This is a genomic window from Thalassotalea litorea (assembly GCF_043642205.1).
In the GTDB taxonomy this organism is placed as follows: domain Bacteria; phylum Pseudomonadota; class Gammaproteobacteria; order Enterobacterales; family Alteromonadaceae; genus Thalassotalea_A; species Thalassotalea_A litorea.
In genome coordinates this window covers 29,438-40,116 of the sequence record NZ_JBHZSG010000032.1, presented here as the reverse complement: position 1 = coordinate 40,116, position 10,679 = coordinate 29,438, and the positions used below count along the sequence as shown (strand labels likewise).

Genomic DNA, 10,679 nt, shown 5'->3' with positions numbered 1-10,679 from the left:
GTCTCTCGGGGATGTATTTATAAGCGGGAGAGTTAATGCTTCCCGCTTGCTCAAATTCAATAGTTGTCATTTTAGAGGCTTCAACGAGATATTAATATCAATGTTACATTAACTTAACATGGGTGATTGATATTCAGCCTGAAACCAAAAGTTTTCTTACTATAACGAAATGAGATGTACTGTCTGTAACCAGAGTGGAGGTAAAATGTTACGGAACTATTAGGGCCTGTAACCCAATTGTTATCGAGCCAAAAATAAGCTCATGGACATGATCGTTTCCCCTATACTGATAGCCGAAACACGCAAGCGCTCGTAGACTACAGGTGATAAAAGCAACAGACGAAAAACCATAACCCACTGTATTAATTGCCTTAATAAAACAAATCTGCGTAAAACAAAGGGCCAGAGTGATTCAAAAATGATGATTGGTAAGGTTTATCGAGTCTCGAACCCGTCTTGCTAAGAACGGTAAGGTAAGAAGAAGAGTATATTGTCATCCCCTGAGGATGGACGAGGATCACGACACAATTTCAAATGTACAGAATGTAACTTAACTGTAATTATGTGCAACTAACACAATAAACCACCTATAAGCACCATTAAAATAACTTTATAGGAACTAAAGAAGCAAAGAAGAGCAAGATAGCTTTCAAGATTTAAAAACTAAGAGAAGGGGAAGCCTTTGAACTATGTCAAATTGCTTCAGGTGGAGCGATAGTAATAAAACACCATAATTTTAATTATCGGCATTGGTGAGCAAAGAAGGCAATTGCAATAGCGCGATAATAATCACCGCACAGAGCATTAGCACCGTAAAAGGGATGGCGGTATTGGTTGCAAATAAAGCCAGAATGGGACCGGCCAGCGAGCCAATCCCAAATTTAGCGGTACCAATAACTGCCGTTGCGGTGCCAGTTTGTTGACCGAAACGGATCAATATTAACGAGTCAGCACTCACCGCAATTAGCGAGAGACAGCTCATCAAAGGTAATAAGGTGAGAACGGTATAAAAAAGCGGTGTTTGAATCCAGTTAACCAACACCAGCAAAGCCGCGAATAAGACACCTAAAACGATAGCGCGGGTTAAGATCCAAGGGGAACCTTTACGGCCAACCAAACGGGTGTTAATAAATTGCGCCAGCATTAACGCCAATACATTTAACGCAAAAAGAAAACTAAACAAAAACTCCGACGTTTGATAAACATCCAGATAGACACCGGGGATCGCCGTCAAATAACAAAAGAACGCAAAGGCCGCCAACATGCTGCTAAGGATGTGTTTACGAGATTGCCGATCCCCTAAGACCACATAATAATTTTTTAAAAACTGATTAACACTGCTATTTTTTGTGGTGTTTTGCATTTCCGGCAAATAACGACCAGCAAAGAAGATCAATGCACCACCATATATGGCAAGCAAATAAAACATCCACTGCCAGTTACCAAATACTAAAATCAAACTACCAATAGTAGGCGCCAGCATCGGAGCGAACATCATTATCATACTGACATAGGACATCCCTTTGGCGGTATTTTTGCCGTAAAACTGACGAATCGTTCCCGGTACAACAACCGTTGCTGCACTCCCTAAGAACGCCTGTACAGCACGCAATGCCATAAACCCTTCAATGGACGTCTGTAACGGCAATAATAGACAGCACACCACAAAGCCAGTCAAACCAATAAGCACAAGGCGACGGCGACCAAACATATCGGCTAATGGACCAAACACCAACATACCTAGCGCATAGCCCGCTAAATAAATACTCAGCGTATTTTGCACACTTGCCATGGATGTGCCGAGTTGTTTGGCGATAAGTAACATTGCCGGTAAGTAGAGATCGATTGCCAAAGGCGTAATAGCCACAATTGCAGCAAGAAGGCTAATTAAAGGCAGTAGAGTGACAGACTGAGTCGGTAACGGTGTTGAGGTATTAGATGCCGACATTAAATTCAGTCCAGGAGTATGAGCAGATGGAAGGCGCAATTATACGCTTCCAGACGCAAAGCATAAATAAAATAACAAGAATAATTATAAGGTTAGTTAATTCTTAAATTTTTGAATATAATTTTAAGGATCTTAATTATTGGAATCGACTATGCGTTGTTCGGTTAAAGACCTGTTTATCTACCCCGTAAAATCCGCTAAGGGGATTGCTCTGAATCACAGTAATGTCCAGGAATGTGGTATGGCATTTGATCGCCATTTTTTGGTCACCGACACAGCCGGAAAATTTATTACCGGGCGCAGCAAAGCGAAAATGGTATTGATTCGTACGCAACTGGATGCCAACGGCATTACACTAGATGCGCCTCAGATGCCAAGTTTGACACTTCAACATCTGGATTTTACCAACGATTATCATCCGGTTCAGGTATGGGGAGATAACTTCAAAGGCCAACATTGCTCAGCCGAAGTGGATACCTGGTTAAGCCAGTATCTGGGCGTGACGTGTCGACTATATTACTTTGGTCCAAATTCGGTAAGGCACGTAAAAAATACAACCCATCCCGTTAGTTTTGCCGATGGCTACCCGTTGTTATTAATCTCACAGGCGTCGCTTTTGGATCTGAATCAAAAAAGCTCACAACGACATTCCATGATGCAATTCCGCCCGAATATCGTTGCCACAGGTTGTGGCCCTTTCGCTGAAGATAGTTGGCATAAGATCAGAATCGGCGATGTAGAATTTGTGCTAAGCAAGCCCTGCTCTCGCTGTGTATTTACGACCGTCGACCCTGCCACTGGCAAGCGTAACGAAAATAAAGAGCCGTTATCAACATTACGAAAATATCGACAGGGGCAGGATGGACAGATTTATTTTGGCCAGAATTTGATACCACTAAACTCTGGACAAATACACGTGGGCGATAAGATTGAAATTCTTTCAAGTCAAGCCACCGATTTTTAATAATCCAATATAGGAAATTGAGTTTGTCCCGTGCAAATGAAATAATCGCCGCCAAACAACCTCAGCGTATCATTCCACCATGCTTTTGATGATCGATAATTACGATTCTTTTACCTTTAACCTGGTGCATTATTTCCAGCAGCTAGGACAACACGTCGTCACCATTCGCAACGATGAAATCTCGGTGTCTCAGGTAGCAAACTTAGCGCCAGACTATATTGTAATTTCACCAGGTCCCGGAGATCCGGACGGCGCGGGCGAATCGATGGAAATCATCCAAGCCTTTGCCGGAAAGATCCCATTACTCGGGGTTTGTCTCGGCCATCAATCTATCGCCCAATGCTATGGGGGCGTCGTAAAAAGAGCACGCAAAGTGATGCATGGCAAAACGTCCACCATCAGACACTTAGAAAAAGGTCTGTTTCAACAACTTGAAAATCCTTTGACGGTAACACGCTATCATTCTCTGATTGTCGACTCGAAGCAGCTGCCCGAGGAATTGGAAGTTACAGCCTGGACCCAAAACGACGATGGCAGTATTGATGAAATCATGGCATTACAGCACATATCTTTGGCAATTTATTCGGTTCAATTTCATCCAGAGTCCATTCTCACTCAACAGGGATTGGCTCTACTGGAAAATTTTTTAAAGGCAAAACCGTTGGATTCATTGACTTTGGCATCGGCTCTGAGCTAGTGTGGACCACTATAAATGAACAACTTTAATTGATTTATTTCAACGATTAGCAATCGTTAAACGGTCCCCCCCAGTCTAGGTGGTATATTCCCCTGCGCCTATTCATTGCTAACTCTTTGAATTGGTTTTATTTCTGGAGATTTCTTCCAGAACAAGGTATTAACATGGCCGTAGAAAGACGTTTCCATCCAAGACATATCCTGCAATTACCCGTAACCATAATTTTGCCTGGCAATGATGGTGAGGAGTATGCCGGCACCAGTCTTAATATTTCATTATCCGGCATGCAACTGGCGGTTCCTCCTTATGTTACCGACGCCATAAAACGCTATTGCGCAATCCCTCAGGAACTTTGCTTAACGATAAATTCCGAAGATACACAGTCAGGCGAGCAAATATCCCTGACCGGTAGAATTATTGTAAACCGAAGAATATCAAGTAACGAGTACCTTATTGGCGTCAAATTTCGATCGTTAACACCCACACTTCAAGATTCTCTGCAAAAACTGCTCAACCGCACATAATTACTGATACGTATTTAAACTCAACTTGACGATTGAGGAATAATTTATTTCAATACAGACCTAACCTAGGAATACATACTTATTCATGATTGTTGAATAAAATCAGGCAACCCCTTGTTTTTACTGGCCTGCATGGCAATTAAGCAAAGACAAGGTCGCTTAATTCTGGCATAATACTCACCAATTTTGCAGTGATGCTAAGGTAAATGTAGCCTTTAGCGATGCCAAAAATACCAATTAGTAATTGAGGAAATAAAGAATGACTGAGCAAATTTCAGTAAATCGAGAGTTATTTGATCATGTAATGGTGCCTAATTATTCACCTTCTGCGGTGATCCCTGTTCGTGGCCAAGGTTCAAGAGTATGGGACCAAAATGAAAATGAATTAATCGATTTTGCCGGTGGTATTGCCGTAAGCTGTCTTGGTCATTGTCATCCTAACCTGGTTAACGCCCTGAAAACACAAGGCGAAAAAATCTGGCATCTATCCAATGTTATGACCAATGAACCTGCATTGCGTCTGGCTAAAAAATTAGTCGACAACACGTTTGCAGAAAAAGTGTATTTCGCTAATTCCGGCGCTGAATCCAATGAAGCGGCATTAAAACTTGCTCGCCGCTGGGCTTTAGATAATTACGGAGCGCAGAAAAGCCAAATCATCGCATTTAAACAGGGTTTCCATGGACGTACATTTTTTACCGTGACCGTTGGCGGACAAGCAGCATACTCCGATGGCTTTGGACCCAAACCTGGTGATGTCGTGCATGCCGAATATAACGATCTTGAATCTGTAAAAGCACTCATTAATGACAACACCTGCGCCGTTGTTATGGAACCATTACAAGGTGAAGGTGGTATCGTTTCCCCAACAGATGAATTTGCCACAGGTGTAAGGGAACTTTGTGACCAACACAATGCTCTACTTATTTACGATGAAGTACAAACCGGCGTTGGTCGCACAGGGGATTTATACGCTTATCAGGGGTTAAACGTAACACCGGATATTCTCACCACAGCCAAAGCACTCGGTGGCGGCTTTCCAATCGGCGCTATGCTGACGACAACAGATATTGCAAAACATTTGAAGATTGGTACTCACGGCAGTACCTATGGTGGTAACCCACTCGCTTGTGCCGTAGCGGAAGCTGCGTTTGATACCGTCAATGATAAAGCCGTTCTTGATGGGGTTAAACATCGTGAACAACTACTGAAATCTGGTCTGAATACGATCAACGAAAAATATAATGTATTTACCCAAATTCGTGGCAAAGGCTTACTGATCGGCGCCGTCCTAAATGACGCTTACCAAGGCCGTGCCAAAGAGTTTTTAAATGCAGCTATGGACCAAGGCTTGATGAGCCTGGTAGCCGGAGCCAGCATCATTCGTTTTACACCATCGTTGGTGATCCCGGAAGAAGATATTGCTGAGGGTCTGGCTCGCTTTGAGCGCGCCGTCGCTAATGTTGTAAACGGCTAGTCCGTCCATTTTAAAGAGAAACAAAATGATTATCGTACGACCAATTCGTAGCAGTGATTATGAAGTTTTACATCAGATAGCCGTCGAGTCCGGGCATGGCTTTACGTCCCTGCCCGTCAATGAAGAACTATTGACCAACCGCATTAATCGAGCAACGCGCTCTTTTCACTCAACACCTCTGTGTGCAGGTGACGAGGGTTACTTGTTCGTTATGGAAAATACCGAAACAGGTGAAGTCGTTGGTACCAGTGGTATTGAAGCGGCTGTTGGCCTAAATGATGCGTTTTACCACTATCATTTGGGTAAAGTGGTGCATTCGTCTCGGGAGCTCAATATTTACAATAATATTGATATATTATCCCTGAACAATGACTATACCGGCGCCACGGAAATTTGCACTTTGTTCCTCAAAGCGCCCTATAGAGTCAATAACAACGGGCGCTTCCTGTCAAAGTTTCGATTTCTGTTTATGGCCGAGCACACTGAACGGTTTAACAACACTGTGATTGCAGAGATGCGCGGCGTATCAGATGCCAATGGTCGTTCGCCTTTTTGGCAATGGTTAGAAGAACACTTCTTTTCCATGGACTTTCCAACCGCCGATTATTTGTCAGGAATTGGTAACAAAGCATTTATCGCCGAGCTAATGCCAAAGTATCCTATTTATGTCAGCTTATTATCGAAAGATGCACAGGCCGTTATCGGAAAAGTACATGATAAAACCGTTCCGGCGTTGCGTTTATTGCAAAGCGAAGGTTTTGTTAACCGAGGCTACGTTGACATCTTTGATGCCGGACCGACGGTTGAAGCCGAGTTAGAAAGTATCAAAACCGTAAGAAACTCGAAAAGACTGAAAGTAAAAATAGGCCCGGTAGAAAACACCAAAAAATACATTATCTGTAATACTCAGGTTGCTGAATTCAGAGCTATCCAGATGCCAATCAGTATTGATGAATCGCAAGAGTATGCGGTCATTGACAGCCAAACCGCAGAAGCTTTGTTAGTTAACGAAGGTGATTGGGTTAGAGTATCCCAGAGCTAAGAGGTAAATATGACTCATCCTGTACAATTTATAAACGGACAATGGTTAGTAGGCGAAGGCTCTGCTATGGATTCATTGAATCCCGCAAAAAACGAATCGATATGGTCCGGTACTGCGGCCTCGGTAAAGCAGGTCGATGATGCCGTTCAGGCAGCACGAATCGCTTATGAAAGCTGGGCAACATTAGATTATGAGCAACGCTTGCAACTTGTTGAAAAATTCGCACAACAACTGACCGACAATAAAGAATCACTGGCGATGACTATCGCTGAAGAAACGGGAAAACCACTTTGGGAAACACGCACCGAAGTTGGTGCAATGATTGGCAAAGTGGCGATTTCCGTAAAAGCTTATCAGGAAAGAACCGGCACCGTTGAAAACCCGATGCCTGGAGCCAAGGCATTTATCCGCCACAAGCCACATGGTGTTGTCGCGGTATACGGACCTTATAATTTTCCGGGTCATTTACCTAATGGCCATATTGTTCCCGCCGTGCTGGCAGGCAATACCATTGTCTTTAAGCCAAGTGAGCTGACCCCTAAAGTTGCTGAGCAAACCCTTAAGTTATGGGAACTAGCCGGACTACCATCAGGTGTTATAAACATGGTTCAGGGAGAGGTAGAAACCGGTAAAGCCCTTGCTTCACACCCTGGCATCGACGGACTTTTCTTTACTGGTAGTTCAACCACCGGGCATGTATTACACGAACAATTTGCAGGTCAGCCGGGTAAAATCTTAGCTTTAGAAATGGGTGGCAATAACCCATTGATCATTAAAGATGTCAGCGATATCGATGCGGCAGTCCATGATATGGTGCAATCGGCCTTTGTCACGTCAGGACAGCGCTGTACATGCTCACGTCGAGTATTTATTGAAAGTAGTCAACAGGGTGACGCTCTGTTAAAACGGTTTATAGAAGTGAGCAGTCGCATTAAAGTGGGTTTTTACGATGATCAGGAACAACCATTCATGGGATCGATGATCTCAGAAAAAGCGGCTCTTGGTATGTTGGCAGCTCAACAAGAGCTAATCGATAAGGGCGCAAAAGTCCTATTAGAAATGCAACATCTTACCCCGGGTACCGGCTTTGTAACCCCAGGTATCATTGATGTTACCAATGTTGATGATATTGCAGATGAAGAGCACTTTGGACCTTTGGTTAAAGTGTATCGTTATCAGGATTTCGATCAGGCCATTAACGAAGCCAATAACACTTCATTTGGTTTATCCGCAGGACTACTGGCTGATTCTGAGCAAGATTATCAGCATTTTTACAAGCGAATTCGCGCCGGTATTGTCAACTGGAACCGCCCGATCACTGGCGCAAGCAGTGCCGCTCCGTTTGGCGGCATTGGTGCCTCTGGCAACCATAGAGCAAGTGCTTACTATGCGGCAGACTACTGCGCTTATCCGGTAGCTTCGGTAGAGAGTGAGTCGGTCACCTTACCTGAAACGCTTAGTCCGGGTCTTAATTTCAAATCTTAGGTTTTATTTTTGGGGAATATTATGACGTTGGCAGTATCCGAGTTATTCAAAAATATTTGGAAAAATTATTTGTCCGTAACACCGTCTGCAATTCGTGTTCACGAACTATTAGGTGCGGGTGAAGAGTTGATCAATGATCATGTCGCTTATCGCACCTTTAATTTAGATAAAGTTGGTATCGATAAACTTGCGGCTCATTTAACGGCTTTAGGTTATGAAGCTAAGGGAGAGTATCATTTTGAAGCGAAAAAGCTTTATGCTCGCCATTATGAACATGCGGATGCAACCTTACCTAAAGTGTTTATCAGTGAATTACTTGTTGAAAAGATGAGTCCAAAAGTTCAGGCAATCATTCATACGTTGGTTGAACAAATGGATGCGGAAGCTGTGTCTTGTGATGATTTTTTGTATTCCGGTACTCATTGGCAAATCAGCTATAGCGATTACCAGACCTTGCTTGAAGAAAGCGAATACGCCGCCTGGTTGGCAGCCTGGGGCTATCGTGCAAATCACTTTACGGTGAGCATTAACCACCTTAAGGGGGTTGATTGCATCAATCAGGTCAATAGCATTGTTAAAGAAGGTGGGTTTCGTCTGAACACATCTGGTGGTGAAGTTAAAGGTACCCCAGAGGTTAAGCTGGAGCAATCTTCAACCATGGCGGATACCCACCCAGTGGAGTTTAGCGATCGGACTGCAGAGATCCCAAGTTGTTTCTATGAGTTTGCTAAACGCTACCCAATGGACTGCGGCAATCTTTACACAGGGTTTGTAGCAGCATCGGCTGATAAAATTTTTGAAAGTACGAATCAAGATTAATCTACTTCCTTGTTTTAGATATCATTAAGCCCGCATTCTTGCGGGCTTTTGTTTTCCAGTATCGTATATTCTGCTAGAATTTATCCGTCTTAAAAATAGAGAAAAATTATGCAAGCACAAGTTAAATGGGTTGGCGATGAAATGTTTATGGGCATTTCCGAAAGCGGCCATACAATAGTTATGGATGCGAATGGCGGGAAACTGGGTCCAAGCCCACTGGAGAATGTTTTGCTTTCACTCGGTGGCTGCTCATCTGTAGATGTGGTCAGTATCCTTGAGAAAGCGCGTCAGGATGTTCAAGGATGCGTTGTAGAAATTAAAGGGACTCGTGTCGATTCTGTCCCTCGACTTTTCTCCGACATTCACCTGCATTTTGTGATTAGCGGCAATAACGTTAGTGAAAAGCACGTAGAGCGTGCAGTAGCACTTTCGGCAGACAAATACTGTTCGGTCGCATTAATGCTGAACAAAGCGGTAAATATTACCCATGACTTCGAAATTAAAGAGCCGGTTTAACGCCGGCTTATACAGTTGCAAGCCCGTAGTTTAACTATCTCGTGTCCAATCGATTTGCTGTCCTGCAGCATTGCGCTTTTCCATGATATCTTCGATCAAAGGCTTTAAAATCAACTCCATTGCCAGCCCCATTTTACCGCCAGGCACCACCAGAGTGCTCACTCGGGACATAAACGAACCATCTATCATTCGTAGATAAAATGGGAAATCAACATGTCTAGCGTCTCGAAAACGAATGACGACGAAGCTTTCATCTTGTGATGGAATGGCCTTGGCACTAAAAGGATTAGAGGTATCGACGGTGGGAACTCGTTGGAAATTGATATGCGTTCGGGAAAACTGCGGCGTTATATATTTAAAGTAGTCATCCATACTCCTGACAATACTGTCTCTTACCGCATCTTTTGAATGACCCCGTTGATTGGTATCTCGAAATATTTTTTGTATCCATTCCAGATTTACAATAGGTACCATGCCGATTAACAGATCAACGTGACGGGCAACATCGGCATCTTCGGTGACCACACCGCCGTGGAGGCCCTCATAGAAGAGAATGTCGGATTCTTTACCCATCTGTTGCCAAGGCGTGAAAGTGCCTGGCATTTGATTATAAGGGACAGCTTCATCGAATGTATGCAGGTAACGACGCATTGTACCTTCGCCTTTTTCGCTAAAATCTCGAAATAGCGTTTCTAAAGCTAAAAAATCGTTCGCTTGCTCACCAAAATAACTAAAGGTTTTACCCTCTTCCGTAGCTCGTCGTTTAAGCAGATCCATTTCAGGACGGGTATACCGATGAAAACTATCACCTTCTACCACAGTCGCTTTAATTCCAAGCGCCCGAAATATATGATCAAAAGCTTCAGAAGTAGTAGACGTACCGGCACCAGATGAACCGGTGACTGCGATGATAGGGTTCCGTAAAGACATAATGGGGGTAATCAATAACTTAGGTTATACCAAGTTATACTTCAGTTACGCAGGTAAATTCAAGTTTTGCTCTTGGAAAGACGGTTTATAGGAACAAATCCTTGAGTTGTTACGAAAAATGTTGAATGAAACTATTGAGATGGGTATTTCTTGATATCAAAGCGGTCAAATCACGAGAATATAAACGAATTTCAGGTCTGTTGGGATATCCAAAGTGATCATATCCCGGATATATAGGGATATAAGGAATGTCGGGATATCAGGGAGGTTATATCTC

10 protein-coding genes are annotated in these 10,679 nt (G+C 43.3%); 8 read left to right on the top strand and 2 right to left on the bottom strand.

The window, feature by feature from the left end:
* Nucleotides 1–736 precede the first annotated feature (736 nt).
* Nucleotides 737–1,948 carry a multidrug effflux MFS transporter gene (locus tag ACHUFQ_RS12940; RefSeq protein ID WP_394176118.1) on the bottom strand — a complete coding sequence of 404 codons (1,212 nt, stop codon included), beginning with the start codon at nucleotides 1,946–1,948 and terminating at the stop codon, nucleotides 737–739.
* Nucleotides 1,949–2,087: 139 nt separating this feature from the next.
* On the opposite strand from ACHUFQ_RS12940, the gene ACHUFQ_RS12935 reads away from it, so the two are divergent.
* The 8 genes from ACHUFQ_RS12935 to ACHUFQ_RS12900 all read left to right on the top strand — a co-directional run bounded on the left by ACHUFQ_RS12935 (nucleotide 2,088) and on the right by ACHUFQ_RS12900 (nucleotide 9,472).
* Nucleotides 2,088–2,912, top strand: a complete 825-nt coding sequence (locus tag ACHUFQ_RS12935; RefSeq protein WP_394176116.1) for an MOSC domain-containing protein — start codon at nucleotides 2,088–2,090, stop codon at nucleotides 2,910–2,912.
* A gap of 79 nt (nucleotides 2,913–2,991) precedes the next feature.
* Nucleotides 2,992–3,609 carry an anthranilate synthase component II gene (locus ACHUFQ_RS12930; RefSeq protein WP_394176115.1) on the top strand — a complete coding sequence of 206 codons (618 nt, stop codon included), beginning with the start codon at nucleotides 2,992–2,994 and terminating at the stop codon, nucleotides 3,607–3,609.
* A 164-nt stretch (nucleotides 3,610–3,773) separates the two neighbouring features.
* Nucleotides 3,774–4,133: a PilZ domain-containing protein gene (locus ACHUFQ_RS12925; RefSeq protein ID WP_394176113.1), complete on the top strand. Its 360-nt coding sequence runs from the start codon at nucleotides 3,774–3,776 to the stop codon at nucleotides 4,131–4,133.
* Between the two features lie 271 nt (nucleotides 4,134–4,404).
* Complete coding sequence (locus ACHUFQ_RS12920; RefSeq protein WP_394176121.1) at nucleotides 4,405–5,610, top strand: aspartate aminotransferase family protein; 1,206 nt, start codon at nucleotides 4,405–4,407, stop codon at nucleotides 5,608–5,610.
* A 25-nt stretch (nucleotides 5,611–5,635) separates the two neighbouring features.
* Nucleotides 5,636–6,652: an arginine N-succinyltransferase gene (gene astA / locus ACHUFQ_RS12915; RefSeq protein WP_394176112.1), complete on the top strand. Its 1,017-nt coding sequence runs from the start codon at nucleotides 5,636–5,638 to the stop codon at nucleotides 6,650–6,652.
* Nucleotides 6,653–6,661: 9 nt separating this feature from the next.
* Complete coding sequence (astD, locus tag ACHUFQ_RS12910; RefSeq protein WP_394176110.1) at nucleotides 6,662–8,137, top strand: succinylglutamate-semialdehyde dehydrogenase; 1,476 nt, start codon at nucleotides 6,662–6,664, stop codon at nucleotides 8,135–8,137.
* Between the two features lie 21 nt (nucleotides 8,138–8,158).
* Nucleotides 8,159–8,956 (top strand): DUF1338 domain-containing protein, encoded by a 798-nt coding sequence (locus ACHUFQ_RS12905; RefSeq protein ID WP_394176108.1) that lies wholly within the window; start codon nucleotides 8,159–8,161, stop codon nucleotides 8,954–8,956.
* Between the two features lie 108 nt (nucleotides 8,957–9,064).
* Nucleotides 9,065–9,472: an OsmC family protein gene (locus ACHUFQ_RS12900; RefSeq protein ID WP_394176107.1), complete on the top strand. Its 408-nt coding sequence runs from the start codon at nucleotides 9,065–9,067 to the stop codon at nucleotides 9,470–9,472.
* 30 nt (nucleotides 9,473–9,502) lie between these two features.
* Here ACHUFQ_RS12900 and ACHUFQ_RS12895 read toward each other — a convergent pair whose 3' ends face one another.
* Nucleotides 9,503–10,402 carry a phosphoribulokinase gene (locus tag ACHUFQ_RS12895; RefSeq protein WP_394176106.1) on the bottom strand — a complete coding sequence of 300 codons (900 nt, stop codon included), beginning with the start codon at nucleotides 10,400–10,402 and terminating at the stop codon, nucleotides 9,503–9,505.
* Between the last annotated feature and the right edge of the window lie 277 nt (nucleotides 10,403–10,679).

What these genes read in the sequence shown, in the direction of transcription:
- ACHUFQ_RS12940 (WP_394176118.1), bottom strand. Translation starts at nt 1,948, where the DNA reads ATGTCGGCATCTAATACCTCAACACCGTTACCGACTCAGTCTGTCACT.
- ACHUFQ_RS12930 (WP_394176115.1), top strand. Translation starts at nt 2,992, where the DNA reads ATGCTTTTGATGATCGATAATTACGATTCTTTTACCTTTAACCTGGTG.
- ACHUFQ_RS12925 (WP_394176113.1), top strand. Translation starts at nt 3,774, where the DNA reads ATGGCCGTAGAAAGACGTTTCCATCCAAGACATATCCTGCAATTACCC.
- astA (WP_394176112.1), top strand. Translation starts at nt 5,636, where the DNA reads ATGATTATCGTACGACCAATTCGTAGCAGTGATTATGAAGTTTTACAT.
- astD (WP_394176110.1), top strand. Translation starts at nt 6,662, where the DNA reads ATGACTCATCCTGTACAATTTATAAACGGACAATGGTTAGTAGGCGAA.
- ACHUFQ_RS12905 (WP_394176108.1), top strand. Translation starts at nt 8,159, where the DNA reads ATGACGTTGGCAGTATCCGAGTTATTCAAAAATATTTGGAAAAATTAT.
- ACHUFQ_RS12900 (WP_394176107.1), top strand. Translation starts at nt 9,065, where the DNA reads ATGCAAGCACAAGTTAAATGGGTTGGCGATGAAATGTTTATGGGCATT.
- ACHUFQ_RS12895 (WP_394176106.1), bottom strand. Translation starts at nt 10,402, where the DNA reads ATGTCTTTACGGAACCCTATCATCGCAGTCACCGGTTCATCTGGTGCC.